The following is an 18,791-nucleotide window of genomic DNA, read 5'->3' as shown; positions in this document are numbered from 1 at the left end:
TGCTCGTGAATTAAACTTCGTAATGAATTACGTGTTCACTCAGAGACTTGGTATTCATTTTTCGTCTTGCGACGTCAAGAATCCGTATCTTCGAGTGCCCACACAGATTGTCTGATAAATTGTTAAAGAGCAGTGCCGCTTCGCTTTTTCTCAGCGGCGCGGGGTGTGCATATTACGCTTTCCCGCTTCAGAGTCAAGCGATTATTTTCGCTTTTCTCCGTGAGGTTCTGGTCTGAACCCCGCTGACCCGGCGGCCTGTGTGCCGTTGTTCCGTGTCAGTGGTGGCGCATTATAGGGAGTTATTTCTGCCTGACAAGAGGAAATTTAAAATAATTTTCTGAGTGCGCACTTTTTATTCTTTGCGTTTATTTTGCCGACGATTTGTTGGTTAAATGGGCTATTTCACGGGCAAAGTGCGCAACCTGCTCCCAGTCGGTGTACACCACTTCTTTACTGGTATCCGTTTCGCCGCCCGACATCTTCATAATAAGCTTGATCATCAGACGGTCATACCAGCGATAGCGGGGATAGCGAAGCGCGCCTGCAATGACGGCACAGTAGTCAGGTCGCCACGGAGAGCTCATTAAAAACTTACGCGCGTAGCTGTTAGTCTGCGGCGTCCGTTTTTCAGCTTTACGCGCCACCAGGTTAACGGAATAAAAGGCGCTCGGCATTCCGTTCAACCGCGTGGCATATTTCTTAACAAACTCCTGAAAGGCGCTGTGGTAATGACCATAACGAATAGACGCGCCAATCACTACGCGATCATAGCTATCCCAGTCCGGCTCTTCTGCGCGATGCAGATTAACGACATCGGCCCAGATCCCCATCTCTTTGAGTTCAGAAGCCAGATAAGAGGCAATTTCGCGCGTTTGTCCGTCCCGGGTAGAGAAAAGAATCAATGTTTTCACGTGTTACTCCATTATTCACGCCAGAAAGTCGGGGTAAAAAGTACCAGCAAAGTGAATACTTCCAGACGACCAAATAGCATGTTGGCGATGAGTATCCATTTCGCAACCGGATTCATACTGGCGAAGTTATCAGCAACCACCCCCAGCCCCGGTCCCAGGTTATTAAGCGTAGCCACTACCGAGGCGAAAGCCGAGAAATCATCTACGCCTGTAGCGATAATGGCCAGCATACTGACGATAAATACCAGCGCGTAGGCAGAAAAGAATCCCCAGACGGCTTCCAGAATACGTTCTGGCAGCGCCCGGTTCCCCAGCTTAATACTGTAAACGGCATTCGGATGCACCAGACGTTTGAGTTCGCGGTTCCCCTGTTTAAACAACAACAGAATACGGATGACCTTTAACCCCCCGCCCGTTGACCCGGCGCAACCGCCAATAAACGCGGAACATAGCAGCAAGACGGGCAAAAACAGCGGCCAGCGCGCAATGCTGTCCGTGGTAAACCCTGCCGTTGTCGCCATCGACACAACCTGGAAGAACGCCTGATTTAGCGTTGTCAGCGCCGAGTCGTAGATATTATGGAACCACAGTACCAGCGTGCAGATCACCACCAGCGTCAACTGTACGCCGATGAACATGCGGAATTCCGGATCGCGCCAGTATACTTTCAGGCTACGTCCGCTTAATAAAGAGAAATGCAGGCCATAGTTACAACCGGAGATCAGCAGGAAAATAGCGATGATGGTATTAATAGTGGGACTATCAAAATAGCCTACGCTGGCGTCATGCGTTGAGAAGCCGCCGATAGCGATAGTGGAGAAGCTGTGTCCGATAGCGTCAAACGCGGGCATCCCTGCAAACCATAGCGCCAGCGCGCAGGCTACCGTTAGCAAGACATAGATAAGCCACAGCGTTTTCGCCGTCTCGGCAATACGCGGGCGCATTTTGTTATCTTTGAGCGGCCCCGGCATTTCTGCCCGATAGAGCTGCATCCCCCCGACGCCGAGGATAGGGAGAATCGCCACCGCCAGCACAATGATCCCCATACCCCCAAACCATTGCAGCATCTGACGATAAAAGAGAATGGCGTGCGGTAATGAATCCAGCCCCACCAGCGTAGTGGCGCCCGTGGTGGTTAACCCGGAGAACGATTCAAAAAAAGCATCGGTAATGGTGAGGTTTGGGCTTTCCGAGAAAATAAACGGCAGCGCACCCACGCTGCCCAGCACGGTCCAGAACAGCACCACGATAAGAAATCCTTCGCGGGATTTCAGCTCGCCCTTTTCCCTACGGTTTGGCCACCACAGTATGGAACCGATCGCCAGCGCGACAAAAAAGGTCTGCGTGAACGCTCTTCCTGCGCCATCACGATATATTAGCGCTACCAGTCCCGGGAGAATCATTGTCCCCGAAAATAAGATAACCAGTAGTCCAACGATTCGGGTAATGGCGCGAAAATGCATCTCTGCCGCTTCCTTTATTCTTAAAAATGAGGTGGGGATTATTCTTCAATCGCTAACAATTGCAATGAACCACGGCTAAAATCCGCCAGTTTTGTGGAAAATGCATTCACATGAGCAAAAGGAAGCGCCCCCCTGAGCCGAACAGACGCCTGATAATCGCTGGAAACGATCTTCCCGGCAAACTGTCCTAATAATGCTTCGATTCCGGCCAACTGACCGTACTCACACTGCAAAGTATATTCGGTTAATGGCGTCTTGCGTTGTGTGGCAAGCTGACGTAATGCCTGATTCACACCGCCGCCATAGGCTTTTACCAGCCCGCCCGTACCCAGCAGAATACCACCATAGTAGCGCACGACGACGGCAGTAATTTCTCCGACGCCGCTGCCCATCAATTGCGCAAGCATCGGCTTGCCTGCCGTTCCCGCCGGTTCGCCGTCGTCTGAAAAGCCCAGTTGCTGTGAGTCGTCCGGCGCACCCGCCACCCACGCCACACAATGGTGGCGCGCATCAGGGTGCTCAGCTCTGACTGACTCAACAAACGCTTTCGCCGCGTCTACGCCATCGGTATGCGCCAATAGCGTAATAAAGCGGCTTTTTTTGATCTCTTCAACAACGGTGACCGGCGCTGCAGGGATTAACCAACTGTCCATTACGCCAGTTTTAAATCCCGCGTCATGTTTTCCACGCCGTTTTCGTGGATGACCACGTTATCTTCAATGCGAATACCGCCGAAAGGCTTGAGCGCTTCAATTTTCTGCCAGTTGAAGTGCTTGCTGAACGGGCCTTCGCGCCACGGCGCTAACAGCGATTCGATGAAGTAAATCCCCGGTTCGATGGTCAACACCATTCGCGGCTGTAACACACGCGTGCAGCGCAGATACGGGTATTTGGACGGTGCAGCGAGATGCGTACCGGAATCATCCTGCATAAACCCGGCCACATCGTGTACCTGCAGACCCAACGGATGACCAATACCGTGCGGCATAAACGGCCCGGTAAGATCATTTTCCACCATCGCCTCTTCACTCATGTCGGTAATGATTTGATGTTTACGCAGCAGCTTCGCGATACGTTGATGGAACTGAATATGATAATCCACATAGCTGACGCCCGCCTTCATGGTAGCGATCAGCGCCAACTGTTCGTCGTTAACATCTTTCACCAGGTGGGCGTAGTCGTTATCGCTTTTCGCCGACCAGGTCCGCGTCAGATCCGCCGCGTAGCCATTGTATTCCGCGCCCGCATCCAGCAGGAAACTGCGCATTTCAGACGGTGCCTGATGATCCAGTTTCGTGTAATGCAGCACGGCGGCATGTTCGTTCAGCGCCACAATGTTGCTGTATGGAACATCAGTATCGCGATGTCCCGTGGCGGTCAGGTACGCCAGGTTGATGTCGAACTCACTCATGCCGGAACGGAAGGCCTCTTCCGCCGCCCGATGACCGCTCACCGCCATTTTCTGCGCTTCGCGCATACAAGCCAGTTCATAATCCGTTTTATAGGCGCGGTAGTAATGCAGATAGTCGATAACACCTTTCGGGTTGATGTTGCTGGCGGCGATATCCAATTGTAGCGCGCGCTCAGGAACCGGGCCGATATAGCCGATATTGCCACGCGCGGCAGGCAGTTGGCTGCCGATGCCATCCGCTTTCGGTAAGGCGACGACCTCGACTTCTTCTGTCCAGAATGACGTTGGCAGCGGTTCAACGTTATGCCAGTAATCGACCGGCAGATAAAACCACAATTTGGGTTTGTTGACGCCATCGACCAGCAGCCAGCAATTTGGAACCTGAGTTACCGGCACCCACGCTTTAAACTGCGGATTGACCTTAAACGGATAAGGGTGATCGTCGAGAAAGACGTTGAAAAGCTCGCCGGAATGAATAAGTAACGCATCCAGCTTAAAGCGCGCCAGAACATCGCGCGTCCGTTCTTGTAAGGTAACAATATGATTTTTATAGAGCGCGGCCAGTGATTCCATTTTTTACCCTTCTGTTTTTTTGACCTCAAGTTTCCGCATCTTAGCACATCGCCCCACGAGAGCGTGATCTCTGCCGAGCGTGATCACATCGGCATTTCTTTAATCATTTATTTGCATTTTATTAACACAAAATACACACTCCGCTTCATCTGGTACGACCAGATCACCTTGTGGATTCAGGAGACTGACATGCTTTATAAAGGCGACACCCTGTACCTCGACTGGCTGGAAGATGGCATCGCCGAACTGGTGTTCGATGCTCCAGGCTCGGTCAATAAACTCGACACCGCAACCGTCGCCAGCCTCGGCCAGGCGCTTGAGGTGCTGGAAAAGCAACACGATTTAAAAGGGCTGCTGCTGCGCTCTAATAAAGCGGCCTTTATTGTCGGCGCGGACATCACCGAATTTCTTTCACTGTTCCTCGTCCCCGAAGAGCAGTTAAGCCAATGGCTGCATTTCGCTAATAGCGTCTTTAACCGTCTGGAAGATTTACCCGTACCGACCCTTGCCGCCGTAAACGGCTATGCGTTGGGCGGCGGGTGCGAATGCGTGCTGGCCACCGATTACCGTCTGGCGACGCCAGACCTCCGTATCGGTCTGCCGGAAACTAAACTGGGCATCATGCCGGGTTTCGGCGGCTCCGTTCGTCTGCCGCGTATGCTGGGCGCAGACAGCGCGCTGGAGATTATCGCGGCAGGTAAAGATGTCGGTGCTGAGCACGCGCTGAAAATCGGCCTTGTGGACGGCGTGGTCAAACAAGAGAAGCTAATTGAAGGCGCGATAGCGGTGTTACGCCAGGCCATTACCGGCGATCTCGACTGGAGAGCTAAACGCCAGCCGAAACTGGAACCGTTGAAACTCAGTAAGATTGAAGCGGCGATGAGCTTTACCATCGCTAAAGGCATGGTCACACAAACGGCGGGTAAACATTATCCGGCGCCGATGACCGCAGTGAAAACCATTGAAGCCGCCGCGCGTTTTGGTCGTGAAGAAGCGTTGAATCTGGAAAATAAAAGCTTTGTTCCGCTGGCGCATACCAATGAGGCTCGTGCGCTGGTCGGTATCTTCCTCAACGATCAATATGTAAAAGGTAAAGCCAAAAAGCTGACCAAAGATATTGAGACGCCGAAACAGGCAGCCGTACTGGGCGCGGGCATTATGGGCGGCGGTATCGCTTACCAGTCGGCCTGGAAAGGCGTACCGGTCATCATGAAAGATATCAACGATAAATCGTTGAACCTCGGCATGACCGAAGCGGCCAAGCTGCTGAACAAACAGCTGGAGCGCGGCAAGATCGACGGTCTGAAGCTGGCGGGCGTCATTTCGACCATCCACCCGACTCTCGATTATGCCGGTTTCGATCGCGTAGATGTTGTTGTCGAAGCGGTAGTCGAAAATCCGAAAGTCAAAAAAGCGGTACTGGCGGAAACCGAGCAGAAAGTGCGCCCGGAAACCGTGCTGGCCTCAAATACCTCCACCATCCCAATTGGCGAACTGGCAAGCGCCCTGGAACGTCCGGAAAACTTTTGCGGAATGCACTTCTTCAACCCGGTACACCGGATGCCGCTGGTTGAAATCATTCGCGGCGAGAAGAGTTCAGACGAAACCATTGCCAAAGTCGTCGCCTGGGCCAGCAAAATGGGCAAGACACCGATTGTAGTCAACGACTGCCCCGGCTTCTTTGTTAACCGCGTGCTGTTCCCCTATTTCGCCGGTTTCAGTCAACTGCTGCGCGACGGCGCGGATTTCCGCAAAGTCGATAAAGTGATGGAAAAACAGTTCGGCTGGCCGATGGGCCCGGCCTATCTGCTCGACGTGGTGGGTATTGATACCGCCCACCACGCGCAGGCGGTAATGGCGGCAGGCTTCCCGCAACGGATGCAGAAAGAGTATCGCGACGCGATCGACGCATTGTTTGACGCCAGCCGTTTTGGGCAAAAAAACGGTCTGGGCTTCTGGCGCTATAAAGAAGACAGCAAGGGTAAGCCGAAGAAAGAAGAAGATGCCGCGGTGGATGACCTGCTGGCAAGCGTCAGCCAGCCGAAACGCGACTTCAGCGACGACGAGATAATCGCCCGTATGATGATCCCGATGATTAACGAAGTGGTTCGCTGTCTGGAAGAAGGCATTATCGCAAGCCCGGCGGAAGCCGATATGGCGCTGGTCTACGGCCTGGGCTTCCCTCCGTTCCACGGCGGCGCATTCCGCTGGCTGGATACACAGGGCAGCGCGAAATATCTTGATATGGCGCAGCAGTATCAACACCTCGGCCCGCTGTATGAAGTGCCGGAAGGGCTGCGTAATAAAGCGCGCCATAACGAACCGTATTATCCCCCGGTTGAACCAGCCCGTCCGGTTGGTTCTCTGAAAACGGCTTAAGGAGTCACAATGGAACAGGTTGTCATTGTCGATGCTATTCGCACCCCGATGGGCCGTTCGAAGGGCGGCGCGTTTCGCAACGAGCGGGCAGAAGATCTCTCCGCCCACTTAATGCGTAGCCTGCTGGCGCGTAATCCGTCGCTTACAGCGGCGACCCTCGATGATATTTACTGGGGCTGCGTACAACAAACGCTGGAGCAAGGCTTCAACATTGCCCGTAACGCCGCGCTGCTGGCAGAAATTCCCCATTCGGTACCGGCGGTCACCGTCAACCGTCTGTGTGGTTCCTCGATGCAGGCGTTACACGATGCAGCGCGAATGATCATGACCGGCGATGCGCAGGTTTGTCTGGTTGGCGGCGTGGAGCATATGGGGCACGTGCCGATGAGTCACGGCGTGGATTTTCACCCGGGTCTGAGTCGCAACGTCGCCAAAGCGGCAGGGATGATGGGGCTAACGGCGGAAATGCTCTCCCGCCTGCACGGCATTAGCCGGGAAATGCAGGACCAGTTCGCCGCGCGTTCTCATGCTCGCGCCTGGGCCGCCACGCAGTCTGGCGCATTCAAAACGGAGATTATCCCGACTGGCGGTCATGATGCAGACGGCGTGTTGAAGCAGTTTAACTACGATGAAGTGATCCGCCCGGAAACCACGGTCGAAGCGCTATCAACGCTGCGTCCGGCATTTGATCCGGTTAGTGGCACGGTCACGGCGGGCACCTCATCCGCGCTTTCCGATGGCGCAGCCGCCATGCTGGTAATGAGCGAAAGTCGTGCCCGTGAGCTGGGTCTGAAACCTCGCGCCCGTATTCGCTCAATGGCAGTGGTGGGTTGTGATCCGTCAATTATGGGTTACGGGCCGGTTCCGGCGTCAAAACTGGCGTTGAAAAAAGCGGGACTGTCAGCCAGCGATATCGATGTGTTTGAGATGAACGAAGCGTTTGCCGCACAGATCCTGCCATGCATTAAGGATCTGGGATTGATGGAGCAGATAGACGAGAAGATCAACCTCAACGGCGGTGCGATCGCGCTTGGTCATCCGCTCGGCTGCTCCGGAGCACGTATCAGCACCACGCTTATCAACCTGATGGAGCGCAAAGACGCGCAGTTTGGTCTGGCGACGATGTGTATTGGTCTGGGTCAGGGCATCGCCACGGTGTTTGAGCGGGTTTAATCAAAGATAATATCCCCTAAATAACTCGCATTGCAGCGCAGCGGCAACTGAGCGAATCCCCGGGCACATAGATAACTATGTGCCCGGGGTGAGCAAAGGCAGCCAACAAAGAGGCTGCGCGAATTATGACGGGAAACAGTTTAGTTGCCGTTTTTCCCGCCCGTCAGGGGCGGGTTTTTTCACCGTATGGCCAGCTCTACTCAGTAAGCGCTTTGGTCAGGCTAAATGGCATAGCCTGATATCCACGCGCACCATGTATTTGCATTTCGACCGCAGGCTCTTTTTCTCCCCATTTGAACTCTTCCAGATACGGATTAGGTAAGCTGGTAAATGCGCCTACCGACAAATCAAACGCACCACCTGCTGTTGCGGAATACACGAACACAGAATTCTTGTCAGTCTGGTACTCGGTGATAGAGGTTACCGGGCTAAACCACTCGTTCCCGCGCTCTTTACCGTATTGCCAGATCTGTTGGACTGTCTTGTTTTTCTGGTCGATTTTGTAAATCACGGAGCGGCTGTATTTCATACTCTGCATAGCAGGCTGTTCTAAGCCGCGGCCATCGCCATTGTCGAAAGCGGAAAGGTATAAGATATCGCCTTTACTCTTACTATCAATTTTAAAGGCCGTATGTTGCGTCCATGTCCAGTCGAAGTCACCCTCGCAGCCACTGTCCTGGCAGGCGATTTTTTGGCCTTTGCTATCCACTGGCGTCAGAATTGCGGCATTAAATGGCGCTTTCCAGCCAGCAGGCGTACCCAGTATCCACTTCACTTTCTTATCGCGGCCGATTTTGATAATCGCACTCTGGTGGCGGGAGCTGATGATGATGGAATCATCTTCACTGTCATAGTCGACGCTGTTGACATGCGCCCAGTTGCGGCCAGCCCCACTACCCACGATATCCCCGAATTTGTCGGAGGAATCCAGCGCCGCCAGATCTTCTTCGCTCAACGTATGGCCGGACTGGCTGGCGTCGATATTCAGGCACACAGCGCCCTGATCGAGGGTTTTCATTATCACATCACGATAAGGATCGAGGATATCAAACAGACGCCATTCATCCACTACCACGCCGTTCTGATCAACTTCGGCAATCACATCACGCACGGTACGAACATTTTTCCCATCAGGGCGTTTATAGTTAGAGCTGGCTACACGCAGGAAGTAGTGACCGTTGGCCGCGTTATCCATTGAGTGTGAAAAATCGTTATAATTATCCGGCAGGCGGCGGTTAAAGATTTCACGCCCCATGATATCGTATTTCACATAACGCTGACCGTAGCCCCACGATAGTGCGCCATCCTGGTTTTGTTTAAAGCCCATCATAACGCCAGCACGATAAATTGACTTTAAATCATAAATTGAACTTGGATTCATAAACCAACGAATATCACCGGAGGTGTCGATAATAGCGTTAGCTGTAGTGAAGTTCCATTCTAATGCACCCCCAGTAGGGTTGTTCCAGACAGTACGCGTTCCATTCCCAGACTTATCTTTCGTATTATTCAAAAGATACAAGCGATCTTTAAATTCTGGGGAAACCTTTTTAACATCGATAGTAAAGAGTGCTGATTGTTCTTCTTTTGTACCCGCTGATTCAATATAGGCAGGCGATGCATACATTTTATAGCTTTCTTTTATATTTTCGGTTTTACTACCCTGGATCCTTGTATATTCAACTTCAACGGTATTGACATAATCTGGGTAAAGACCAAAGACGGGGATACCGCCATACGTTAAAAGGTATTTATTATTAACTTTATACGCGATCTCCTGGCCATTTTCTTTGGGGACAATCCGTACATGCACGTCACGTAACTGGTAACCGCCATTACGAATAACGGCGGTTAGCGGCGCGATATCATAGGGGTTCATAACAACTTCGCCAATTTTTCCCTGGACCTGATAGTCCACTTTAGCGCCGCTGGCGCCGCCGATGGCGAAAGCAGTAGAAGGTACTGATGACAAAATTGCAACAGATAATGCGAGAGAAGTTAAAGCATATTTAAATTTCATAACACTCTCCATCTTATAAATAAATAACTAACTTTCCATTTTATGTTTTTTTTATAAAAATAAATGAAGCATATATAATTAACTATTTTTATTGATAGCCTCAGGACATAATATTACTTAATTTATTACACGCAATACAAAGCCTGTAGATATTCAATATCATAAGGTTTTATAGTTGACGATTAATTAATATTTAAGAGGACTTTTAGGTAGGCTAACGTAAAAAGGGACGCTACTGCGTCCCATAAAATAGTTAAATAAATGCGAACGCATCGCCAAACAGACGATCTTCCCGCGCGTTACGCTCATGACAGAACAGATCGCGGGCGATTTTCGCCATCTCAAAACGTCCGGCAATATAAATATCGTGCCCCGCCAGCGTACCATAATCCTGCAATACCGCCGTAAGTACCGTTCCTGTACGTCCACGCCAGCCTTCTTCCGGCTGCTCGACCACAGGTTCAATACGCAAATTCGGATGGTTAACAGAGAGTGCTTCCAGCTCAGAGAGATCATAGAGGTGCTTTTCTTCGCGACCACCCCAGTAAATGGTAACATCGCGGTTCGGGTTGCGCGCTAACGCCGTCAACAGGATGGAGCGCACATAAGAAAAGCCCGTACCGCCCGCGATCAGAATCAACGGACGCTCTTCATCGTCACGTAGCCAGGCGTCGCCATGCGGAATATCGACGACGATTTCCCGGTCTTTCAGAATTCGATCCATGACCGCCATCGCATACAGATTGAGCTCGGAAGCGCCAATGTGTAATTCAATAAACCCTTTCTCGTCCGGCGTTGAGGCCATCGAAAACGGGCGTTTGTCACGCTCGTCCATTACGACCATCAAATACTGACCAGCGCGGAATGAAAACGCCGCGTCCGGCACTAAACGAACCCGATATACGGTATCGGTGATAGCTTCTACCGAGGTCACTTTACAGCTTAAGGTTGTCATGCGCTCCCTCTGTCGGGTGTCGGGTCAATACCGACATTTTTCAAGCCGAGTCGCCGCAGCCTGAAATGTCGATGTCCGCTTTCAGTTATTTAAAGATAGCCAGCTCATCCCAAATCGCATCAATACGCGCGGTAACTTCAGGATCTTTAACAATAGGACGACCCCACTCGCGTTGGGTTTCGCCCGGCCATTTGTTTGTGGCATCCAGCCCCATTTTTGAACCCAGCCCGGAGACCGGCGAGGCAAAATCCAGGTAGTCAATCGGCGTATTTTCAACCAGCACCGTATCCCGCGCAGGGTCCATACGGGTGGTAATCGCCCAGATCACATCATTCCAGTCGCGTGCGTTAACGTCATCATCGCAAACGATAACAAATTTCGTATACATAAACTGGCGCAAAAACGACCAGACGCCCATCATGACGCGTTTCGCATGACCAGCGTACTGCTTTTTCATCGTCACTACCGCTAGGCGGTAAGAACACCCTTCCGGCGGCAGATAAAAGTCGACGATTTCCGGAAACTGTTTTTGCAGAATAGGCACGAAGACTTCATTGAGCGCCACCCCTAATACCGCAGGCTCATCGGGCGGACGCCCGGTATAGGTGGAGTGATAGATGGCATCCTCACGCTGCGTAATATGCGTGACGGTAAAGACCGGAAAGTTATCCACTTCATTATAATAGCCCGTATGATCGCCATACGGTCCTTCCGGCGCCATCTCTCCCGGCTCAATGTAACCTTCAAGGATAATCTCGGCGCTGGCAGGCACTTCCAGATCGTTAGAAAGGCATTTAACCACTTCAGTTTTCGTGCCGCGCAGCAGGCCCGCAAAGGCATACTCCGACAGAGTATCGGGAACAGGAGTCACGGCGCCAAGTATCGTCGCCGGATCGGCGCCCAATGCGACGGAGACCGGGAAACGTTCACCCGGATGCGCGGCTAACCACTCCTGAAAATCCAGCGCGCCGCCGCGGTGAGACAGCCAGCGCATAATCAGCTTATTTTTACCTATCAACTGCTGACGATAAATGCCCAGGTTTTGCCGCTCTTTGTGCGGACCACGCGTTACCGTCAGTCCCCAGGTAATCAGCGGCGCGGCGTCGTCCGGCCAACAGGTCATGACAGGAAGACGCGTTAAATCGACATCATCGCCAGACGCGATTTTCTGCTGGCAAGGCGCGCCGCGTAACCGTTTCGTCGGCATATTCAGCACTTGCTTAAACTGCGGCAGCTTGTCAAACAGATCGCGAAAGCCTTTCGGCGGCTCAGGTTCTTTAAGAAACGCTAATAATTTACCCACTTCCCGTAAGGCGGAAACATCATCCTGCCCCATGCCCATCGCCACGCGTTTTGGCGTGCCAAAAAGGTTGCACAGCACCGGCATGGCGTAACCTTTAGGATTTTCAAACAGCAACGCCGGTCCACCGGCACGCAGCGTGCGGTCAGCGATTTCCGTGATTTCCAGATGAGGATCCACAGGTAGCGTGATGCGTTTTAGTTCCCCCTGCTGCTCAAGTAGCGTCAGGAAGTCGCGTAAATCGTGATATTTCATGGCGTCCATTGTAGCCTCTTGGTAAGCGCATCATTATACGGCGTTCATCATCGGGATGCTGTATTTTTGTTAAATTAGCGTGAACTCTGGCAACCAACGCTAATCCAGATACGGCTTAAAGGATGAAGTGTATAATTAACTTCGCGCATGGCTTTTGCTATGCTTGCGCCCCGAACAAGCGGATAAGAGTCATTATGCAATCCTGGTATTTACTGTACTGCAAACGCGGGCAACTTCAGCGTGCTCAGGAACACCTCGAAAGACAAGCGGTAAGTTGCCTGACACCGATGATCACCCTGGAAAAAATGGTACGCGGAAAACGTACCTCCGTCAGCGAACCGCTCTTTCCTAATTATCTGTTCGTTGAATTTGATCCGGAAGTGATACATACCACTACAATCAACGCCACGCGCGGCGTCAGCCATTTTGTGCGCTTTGGCGCGCATCCTGCGATCGTGCCTTCCAGCGTTATTCATCAGCTTTCTATCTACAAGCCCGAAGGCGTTGTCGATCCTGAAACCCCCTATCCCGGCGATAGCGTCATCATCACGGAAGGCGCATTTGAAGGGCTGAAAGCGATTTTTACCGAACCGGATGGCGAAACGCGTTCGATGTTACTGCTTAATTTACTCAATAAAGAAGTGAAGCAGAGCGTAAAAAACACCGGTTTTCGCAAGATTTAGCTATCGTTCAGAATACGACCTCAAATAAGGTTCTGGCGTTGGCATCTGTCATCGCCGCTAACCATTGCGGATCTTCACCACGCCATAGCGCTATGCGCTCCAGGATGTGAGGCAGATACGCGGGCTCGTTGCGTCGTGACGTTGGTTTCGGCGTAAGATCGCGAGGCAACAGATACGGCGCGTCGGTTTCTATCAGTAGCTTTTCCGCTGGAATAAACGGTAAGAGTTCACGTAGCTCAAGCCCGCGTCGTTCGTCGCAAACCCACCCGGTAATACCGATATAGAGCCCTCTATCCACACAGGCCTGCATTTGCTGGCGTGAACCGGTAAAGCAGTGCAGTATTGCACCAGGAAGACTATCCAGCCAGGGATCAAGCAATGCCAGAAATCGCTCATGCGCGTCCCGGCAGTGCATAAAGATTGGCATCTGCAATTCGGCGGCAATTTGTAGATGCGCCTGAAAGGCACGCTCCTGCTCCTGCGGCGTGGAAAAATTGCGATTGAAATCCAGCCCGCACTCACCGATAGCGACGACTTCCGGCTGGTTCGCCAGCGCAATAATGGCGTCTTCAGACGCGGGTGACCACTGACTGCTGTCATGGGGATGGACGCCAGCCGTCGACCAACAATGGGGGTAGCGCCGCGCCAGTTTTAACGCCTGCTGACTTTCATGGATGTTCGTTCCGGTCAGTAGCATACCTTTTACTCCCGCCGCAAACGCACGGGCGACCACATCATCACGATCTTTTGCAAACTGGCTACTGGTTAAATTAACGCCAATATCAAACATGCTTGCCCCCATATGACAACCGCCCTGGCGGGCGGTTGTGTTTAGTCTTCAGTGTGCTCGGCCTTTTCGGTTTCGGCCTCGTTATCTTCGTCGCGCGTCCGTCGCTTACCGACATAAAAGCGTGAGCAGAAAACGCCAATTTCAAACAGGCAGTACATCGGTATCGCCAGCAACGTTTGCGAGAAAACATCTGGCGGCGTAAGCAGCATTCCCACAATGAATGCCCCGACCAGGATATAAGGCCGTTTTTTACGCAAATCTTCTGGCGTGGTGATGCCCATCCAGCACAGCAACACAATCGCCACCGGCACTTCAAAGGCTACGCCAAAGGCCATAAAAAGCGCCATGACAAAGCTAAGATAGCTGGCGATATCTGTCGAAACCTGTACCCCTTCCGGCGCCGTATGCGTCAGGAAACCAAAGGCCAAAGGGAATACGACAAAATAGGCGAAGGCCATACCAATGTAGAAAAGCAGCGAACTGGATACCAGCAGCGGTACGACCAGACGACGCTCATGCTTATACAGCGCCGGGGCGATAAAGGCCCAAACCTGGTACAAAATGACAGGCGCGGATAAGATCAAAGACACCATGAAGGTGAGTTTGATAGGCGTAAAAAACGGCGACGCCACATCCGTCGCAATCATTGTCGCCCCTTGCGGCATCTGTTTAATCAGCGGTGCGGCGACTAAATGATAAATATCATTGGCGAAATAAATTAACGCCAGAAAAATCAGAAGCACTGCGACGATGCAGTTTAGCAGGCGCTTACGCAACTCGATCAGATGCGTGATAAGCGGTTGAGTATCTTCTACAGCCATGTTTACGGTTTATCACTCGACGAGGGGGAAGATTCGACAACAGGCGCAGCGGATTTCTTCTCGGCGTCTATCGTGGCTACGGAAGCGGTTTCCGTCGACTCAGGCACGTTAGCTTTAACGGGCTCCGGCTTTTGTTCCGGCGCGCTCGCCTGTGTTTCAGCGGCGGCAGGGGTGACGCCCTCATGCTGCGTTTCGTTCCCTTTTACCACCGGATTATGGATGGTATGCGCTTCATCGCTCGCTTGTTCGGGATCGTTAGCGCTGTAGGTGCGTTTCATCGACTCCGCCGCCTGACGCAGTTCATCCATAGATGCTTTCAGTTCGGGAGTCAGATTTTCCAGGCTCGCCTTTTCGACTTTTTTCAGACTGTCCTGGAACTCCTGAAGTTTCAGTTCCTGAGTCAGTTCATTCTGAACCGTTGTCGCAAGGGATCGCAACGCGCGAATCCAGCCCGCTACCGTTTTTACCGCTACTGGCAATCGTTGCGGCCCCAACACAATGAGGCCGATAACGAACACTAACAGCAGTTCGCTAAAACCGATATCAAACACGGATTATACCTGCTCTTTATCTTGGCTTTTAGCGTCTTCCTTTTTCGCTTCGCCTTGCTTATCCGCGATAGATTTAGCGGTAAAATCAGCGTCCTGACTGGTTTTATCCTGTTTGGCATCATCATCGCTCATGGCCTTTTTAAAGCCTTTGATAGACGCGCCAAGATCGGAACCGATGGAACCGAGTTTTTTGGTGCCGAACAGCAGTACGACGATGACGGCAACAATCAACAACTGCCAAATACTGATACCACCCATACATGTTCCTCTGTGATAGATGATGAATTAATAGGGCCGCATTATACACATTATCCTTCGCGCTGCCTCTTTGTTAGCCGCTTTCGCCCGCCCTATTCACATACTTTTACATACGACCGGGACGACATTGACTTGCGGCCTGAGTATTGCCTCGAGTGATAATATGTACCTGCGTGACACAACCGGCGTTGAGCGATAAAAAATCTCAACGAGTTTTACGCCAGCCAACCAGCCAGACAACTACGCCGCCGACCATGAGCCAGCCAGGCATCAATCCCCATTCAGGGCGGTTGACGAGTAAGAATGACCCGCTCAGTAACAGCGTTGCGCCAATTCCCAATAAATAACGAGACTGACTTTGGCGCACATGGTTTACCTGTAACTCGCGCGCAATCTTATCAACACTGTGCTGTAAATATTTGCCCTGGCGCAAACTGTCGTACACCAGTTCAGGTATTTCTGGCATTTTTTCGACCCAGAACGGCGCTTTTTCTTTAAGAGCCCGCGTGAGAGCCGGAATACCCACCTGATCTTTGATCCAGGACTCAAGAAACGGCTTCGCCGTTTTCCACAAATCAAGCTGAGGATAAAGTTGCCGCCCAACCCCTTCAACATACAATAATGTTTTCTGCAACAACACCAGTTGCGGCTGGACTTCCATGTTAAATCGACGCGCTGTATTGAAAAGGTTTAACAACACATGACCAAACGAGATTTCCGCGAGCGGCTTTTCAAAGATAGGTTCACAGACGGTGCGGATGGCAAACTCAAAATCTTCAACGTTGGTATCTGGCGGAACCCAGCCTGAATCGACATGCAGTTCTGCCACCTTTCGGTAATCGCGATTAAAAAACGCGATAAAGTTTTCAGCCAGATAACGCTTATCTTCTTTGTTTAGCGACCCGACGATACCGCAGTCAATGCCGATATATTGCGGGTTTTCAGGGTGTTCATGGCTGACAAAAATATTTCCCGGATGCATGTCCGCATGGAAAAAGCTGTCGCGGAAAACCTGGGTGAAGAAAACTTTAACCCCGCGTTCCGCCAGCAGTTTCATGTTGGTGCCGTTCTTTTCCAGCGCCGCCACATCCGAAACAGGAATGCCGTATATCCGCTCCATCACCATCATGTTCTGGCTACAGTAATCGGAGTACACCTCCGGGATATACAGCATGGGACTATTTTCAAAATTGCGGCGTAACTGAATCGCGTTGGCCGATTCCCTCAGCAGATTCAGCTCATCGATCAGCGTTTTCTCATACTCACGCACCACTTCCGTCGGGCGCAGACGACGCCCATCCGGCAACAGGCGTGGTACCCAGCGAGCAAGGCGATAAATCAGTTTCAGGTCTGCCTGAATTACCGGCAAAATATCCGGGCGAATGACCTTAATAACCACTTCTTTACCGTTTGATTTCAATCGCGCGGTATGTACCTGGGCGATTGACGCCGACGCTAAAGGCTGGATATCAAAGTCGTCAAACCAGGCTTCGACTGGTAGCCCCCCCATCGCCTCTTCAATCTGGGCTTTCGCCAGCCGACCATCGAATGGCGCGACTTTATCCTGGAGCAAAGCGAGCTGATCGGCGATTTGCGGCGGGAACAGGTCACGGCGCGTGGAGAGCATCTGGCCAAATTTGATCCAGACCGGTCCCAGCTCTTGCAACGCCAGTCTTAATCGTTCACCCAGCAATTTATCTTTATGCCGGTTTGGCATCCAGAACAGCGAATAGCGCCATAATCGGAGTGGCAGTGTAAGACGCATTCGGGGGATGAGCTCATCAAGGCCGTAGCTTAAAAACGTGCGGATGATGAAATATAGGCGCCGTACTTCACCTGGCGTCATTTGGCCTCCAGTTTTTCCAGCCGTGTGGTCAGAGAATCTACGGCGCGCTCAACAGCCGCGGTTTCTTCGGCAAACCATGCGACTTCCAGCGGGCCAGGCGCCATACGCCACTCTTCAGTGATCGCTTCAACGGCATAACGCTGCTGGCGTTGAAACCCGTGGCGCAGGAATTTAGCCCCGCCACGCACGGCCTTACCGATACTTTCCGCCGCAATATCACCCGTGTATGGCGCCAACAGCTCCGCAGGATCGAATTCGGCGAGATCGGCGAGCGCCACAAAATTTTGCACGACCTGAATATCGCCCTGCACTTCCAGTTCGCCGCTGCGAATAAGCGCGGCCAGCTGCTGACGATCGCGTAGTTTTGGCAAAACGCTAGCTTGAGTGATTACCGTACAGTCCGCTTCGCCTTCCCATGCCCCCAGCACATCAACCTGGCGTTCGCTGAATACCAGGACTAATGGCGTCGAAAATCCCTTTAGTTTCACACACAGTACTTTTCCCTGTAAGCGCGTTCTGGCTGATTTCAGCGCTGGCGAACGATACAGAAACGTATTGAGGAGACCTTCAATTCCTGCGGTCACTAAGGGTTTAAAAGGCATTCCACCCTCCTAGAATTTATAACCACGGTGCAATGCCACAACACCCGCCGTCAGATTGTAATAATCCACGCTCTCAAATCCGGCGTCCTGCATCATGGCTTTTAAGGTATCCTGATCGGGATGCATACGGATGGATTCCGCGAGATACCGATAGCTATCCGCATCGTTTGCGACCATCGAGCCAATACGCGGTAAAATATGGAAAGAATAGGCGTCATACGCTTTACTCAGCGGCTCAATGATAGGCTTGGAAAATTCAAGCACCAGTAAACGTCCGCCGGGTTTCAACACACGGAACATTGACCGCAGCGCTTTTTCTTTTTCCGTTACATTGCGCAAACCAAACGAAATGGTAATGCAATCAAACGTATTATCAGGGAAAGGCAGAGCTTCGGCATTCGCCTGCACATACTCTACGTTGCCGATCACGCCGATATTGCGCAGCTTCTCACGCCCCATTTTGAGCATGGAATCATTAATATCCGCCAGGATAACTTTGCCAGTTTCCCCGACCATACGTGAAAATTTCGCGGTAAGATCGCCCGTCCCGCCCGCTAAATCGAGAACGGTTTGTCCACGACGCACGCCACTGCAATCAATGGTGAAGCGCTTCCACAAACGATGAATGCCAAATGACATTAAGTCATTCATCACATCGTACTTTGACGCCACAGAATGAAAAACGTGGGCCACCATGTCAGCTTTCTGCTCTTTAGCGACGGTCTGAAAGCCAAAGTGCGTCGTTTCTTGTGAATCTTCCACCATCTCAGTGCCTGCTTATCGATAAAAATGTTCAAGAA

Annotated in this window: 17 protein-coding genes; 3 read left to right on the top strand and 14 right to left on the bottom strand. The window is 51.8% G+C overall.

Annotation, left to right across the window (positions count from 1 at the left end; genetic code table 11):
- Window positions 1-365 precede the first annotated feature (365 nt).
- Genes hemG through pepQ form a run of 4 tightly spaced genes read right to left on the bottom strand, consistent with a single transcriptional unit; the run spans window position 366 to window position 4,358 of the window.
- On the bottom strand, window positions 366-911 hold the full coding sequence (gene hemG / locus ACLJRU_RS20615; RefSeq protein WP_000853982.1) for a menaquinone-dependent protoporphyrinogen IX dehydrogenase: 546 nt from the start codon (window positions 909-911) through the stop codon (window positions 366-368).
- Between the two features lie 11 nt (window positions 912-922).
- Window positions 923-2,374 carry a Trk system potassium transporter TrkH gene (gene trkH, locus ACLJRU_RS20610; RefSeq protein ID WP_000545688.1) on the bottom strand — a complete coding sequence of 484 codons (1,452 nt, stop codon included), beginning with the start codon at window positions 2,372-2,374 and terminating at the stop codon, window positions 923-925.
- Between the two features lie 38 nt (window positions 2,375-2,412).
- Window positions 2,413-3,027: an IMPACT family protein gene (locus tag ACLJRU_RS20605; RefSeq protein WP_023235414.1), complete on the bottom strand. Its 615-nt coding sequence runs from the start codon at window positions 3,025-3,027 to the stop codon at window positions 2,413-2,415.
- A complete protein-coding gene (gene pepQ, locus ACLJRU_RS20600; protein WP_000444529.1) occupies window positions 3,027-4,358 on the bottom strand; it encodes a Xaa-Pro dipeptidase in 1,332 nt (443 codons plus the stop codon). The genes ACLJRU_RS20605 and pepQ overlap by 1 nt, the downstream gene beginning before the upstream one ends.
- A 189-nt stretch (window positions 4,359-4,547) precedes the next feature.
- Here pepQ and fadB point away from each other — a divergent pair, with 189 nt between their 5' ends.
- Both fadB and fadA read left to right on the top strand, forming a co-directional pair.
- Entirely contained in the window at window positions 4,548-6,737 is a 2,190-nt protein-coding gene (gene fadB / locus ACLJRU_RS20595) for a fatty acid oxidation complex subunit alpha FadB (RefSeq protein WP_023235413.1), read from the top strand.
- 9 nt (window positions 6,738-6,746) lie between these two features.
- Complete coding sequence (gene fadA, locus ACLJRU_RS20590) at window positions 6,747-7,910, top strand: acetyl-CoA C-acyltransferase FadA (protein ID WP_000438715.1); 1,164 nt, start codon at window positions 6,747-6,749, stop codon at window positions 7,908-7,910.
- Between the two features lie 196 nt (window positions 7,911-8,106).
- On the opposite strand, the gene ACLJRU_RS20585 is transcribed toward fadA, so the two are convergent.
- The 3 genes from ACLJRU_RS20585 to ubiD form a co-directional block, all read right to left on the bottom strand.
- A complete protein-coding gene (locus ACLJRU_RS20585; RefSeq protein ID WP_001541205.1) occupies window positions 8,107-9,930 on the bottom strand; it encodes an aryl-sulfate sulfotransferase in 1,824 nt (607 codons plus the stop codon).
- A gap of 253 nt (window positions 9,931-10,183) precedes the next feature.
- Complete coding sequence (gene fre, locus ACLJRU_RS20580; protein WP_000209832.1) at window positions 10,184-10,885, bottom strand: NAD(P)H-flavin reductase; 702 nt, start codon at window positions 10,883-10,885, stop codon at window positions 10,184-10,186.
- 85 nt (window positions 10,886-10,970) lie between these two features.
- Window positions 10,971-12,449, bottom strand: a complete 1,479-nt coding sequence (gene ubiD, locus ACLJRU_RS20575; protein WP_000339758.1) for a 4-hydroxy-3-polyprenylbenzoate decarboxylase — start codon at window positions 12,447-12,449, stop codon at window positions 10,971-10,973.
- 185 nt (window positions 12,450-12,634) lie between these two features.
- On the opposite strand from ubiD, the gene rfaH reads away from it, so the two are divergent.
- Entirely contained in the window at window positions 12,635-13,123 is a 489-nt protein-coding gene (gene rfaH, locus ACLJRU_RS20570; protein WP_001192410.1) for a transcription/translation regulatory transformer protein RfaH, read from the top strand.
- A gap of 7 nt (window positions 13,124-13,130) precedes the next feature.
- On the opposite strand, the gene tatD is transcribed toward rfaH, so the two are convergent.
- The 7 genes from tatD to ubiE form a co-directional block, all read right to left on the bottom strand.
- Window positions 13,131-13,913, bottom strand: a complete 783-nt coding sequence (tatD, locus tag ACLJRU_RS20565) for a 3'-5' ssDNA/RNA exonuclease TatD (protein WP_000459634.1) — start codon at window positions 13,911-13,913, stop codon at window positions 13,131-13,133.
- A gap of 41 nt (window positions 13,914-13,954) precedes the next feature.
- Window positions 13,955-14,734 carry a Sec-independent protein translocase subunit TatC gene (gene tatC / locus ACLJRU_RS20560; RefSeq protein WP_000257554.1) on the bottom strand — a complete coding sequence of 260 codons (780 nt, stop codon included), beginning with the start codon at window positions 14,732-14,734 and terminating at the stop codon, window positions 13,955-13,957.
- A 2-nt stretch (window positions 14,735-14,736) separates the two neighbouring features.
- Window positions 14,737-15,285: a Sec-independent protein translocase protein TatB gene (gene tatB, locus ACLJRU_RS20555; protein ID WP_000459612.1), complete on the bottom strand. Its 549-nt coding sequence runs from the start codon at window positions 15,283-15,285 to the stop codon at window positions 14,737-14,739.
- A 3-nt stretch (window positions 15,286-15,288) separates the two neighbouring features.
- Complete coding sequence (gene tatA, locus ACLJRU_RS20550) at window positions 15,289-15,543, bottom strand: Sec-independent protein translocase subunit TatA (RefSeq protein WP_000508972.1); 255 nt, start codon at window positions 15,541-15,543, stop codon at window positions 15,289-15,291.
- A 205-nt stretch (window positions 15,544-15,748) separates the two neighbouring features.
- Window positions 15,749-17,389, bottom strand: a complete 1,641-nt coding sequence (gene ubiB, locus ACLJRU_RS20545; protein ID WP_000187559.1) for a ubiquinone biosynthesis regulatory protein kinase UbiB — start codon at window positions 17,387-17,389, stop codon at window positions 15,749-15,751.
- Window positions 17,386-17,991, bottom strand: coding sequence for a ubiquinone biosynthesis protein UbiJ (ubiJ, locus tag ACLJRU_RS20540; RefSeq protein ID WP_001541203.1), 606 nt, complete (start codon window positions 17,989-17,991; stop codon window positions 17,386-17,388). Before ubiJ ends, ubiB begins: the two co-directional genes overlap by 4 nt.
- A 9-nt stretch (window positions 17,992-18,000) precedes the next feature.
- Window positions 18,001-18,756 carry a bifunctional demethylmenaquinone methyltransferase/2-methoxy-6-polyprenyl-1,4-benzoquinol methylase UbiE gene (gene ubiE / locus ACLJRU_RS20535; RefSeq protein ID WP_000229009.1) on the bottom strand — a complete coding sequence of 252 codons (756 nt, stop codon included), beginning with the start codon at window positions 18,754-18,756 and terminating at the stop codon, window positions 18,001-18,003.
- Window positions 18,757-18,791: the final 35 nt, after the last annotated feature.

The organism is Salmonella sp. SAL00653, assembly GCF_046552515.1.
GTDB lineage: Bacteria > Pseudomonadota > Gammaproteobacteria > Enterobacterales > Enterobacteriaceae > Salmonella > Salmonella enterica.
Note: the sequence above shows the minus strand (reverse complement) of the source record. Positions and strands in the feature narration are given on the sequence as shown.

Coding starts and splice junctions, on each gene's coding strand:
- ubiD (WP_000339758.1), bottom strand. CDS start 12,449: ATGGACGCCATGAAATATCACGATTTACGCGACTTCCTGACGCTACTT.
- tatD (WP_000459634.1), bottom strand. CDS start 13,913: ATGTTTGATATTGGCGTTAATTTAACCAGTAGCCAGTTTGCAAAAGAT.
- ubiJ (WP_001541203.1), bottom strand. CDS start 17,991: ATGCCTTTTAAACCCTTAGTGACCGCAGGAATTGAAGGTCTCCTCAAT.
- ACLJRU_RS20605 (WP_023235414.1), bottom strand. CDS start 3,027: ATGGACAGTTGGTTAATCCCTGCAGCGCCGGTCACCGTTGTTGAAGAG.
- fre (WP_000209832.1), bottom strand. CDS start 10,885: ATGACAACCTTAAGCTGTAAAGTGACCTCGGTAGAAGCTATCACCGAT.
- tatC (WP_000257554.1), bottom strand. CDS start 14,734: ATGGCTGTAGAAGATACTCAACCGCTTATCACGCATCTGATCGAGTTG.
- ubiE (WP_000229009.1), bottom strand. CDS start 18,756: ATGGTGGAAGATTCACAAGAAACGACGCACTTTGGCTTTCAGACCGTC.
- pepQ (WP_000444529.1), bottom strand. CDS start 4,358: ATGGAATCACTGGCCGCGCTCTATAAAAATCATATTGTTACCTTACAA.
- ubiB (WP_000187559.1), bottom strand. CDS start 17,389: ATGACGCCAGGTGAAGTACGGCGCCTATATTTCATCATCCGCACGTTT.
- ACLJRU_RS20585 (WP_001541205.1), bottom strand. CDS start 9,930: ATGAAATTTAAATATGCTTTAACTTCTCTCGCATTATCTGTTGCAATT.
- rfaH (WP_001192410.1), top strand. CDS start 12,635: ATGCAATCCTGGTATTTACTGTACTGCAAACGCGGGCAACTTCAGCGT.
- fadB (WP_023235413.1), top strand. CDS start 4,548: ATGCTTTATAAAGGCGACACCCTGTACCTCGACTGGCTGGAAGATGGC.
- tatA (WP_000508972.1), bottom strand. CDS start 15,543: ATGGGTGGTATCAGTATTTGGCAGTTGTTGATTGTTGCCGTCATCGTC.
- fadA (WP_000438715.1), top strand. CDS start 6,747: ATGGAACAGGTTGTCATTGTCGATGCTATTCGCACCCCGATGGGCCGT.
- trkH (WP_000545688.1), bottom strand. CDS start 2,374: ATGCATTTTCGCGCCATTACCCGAATCGTTGGACTACTGGTTATCTTA.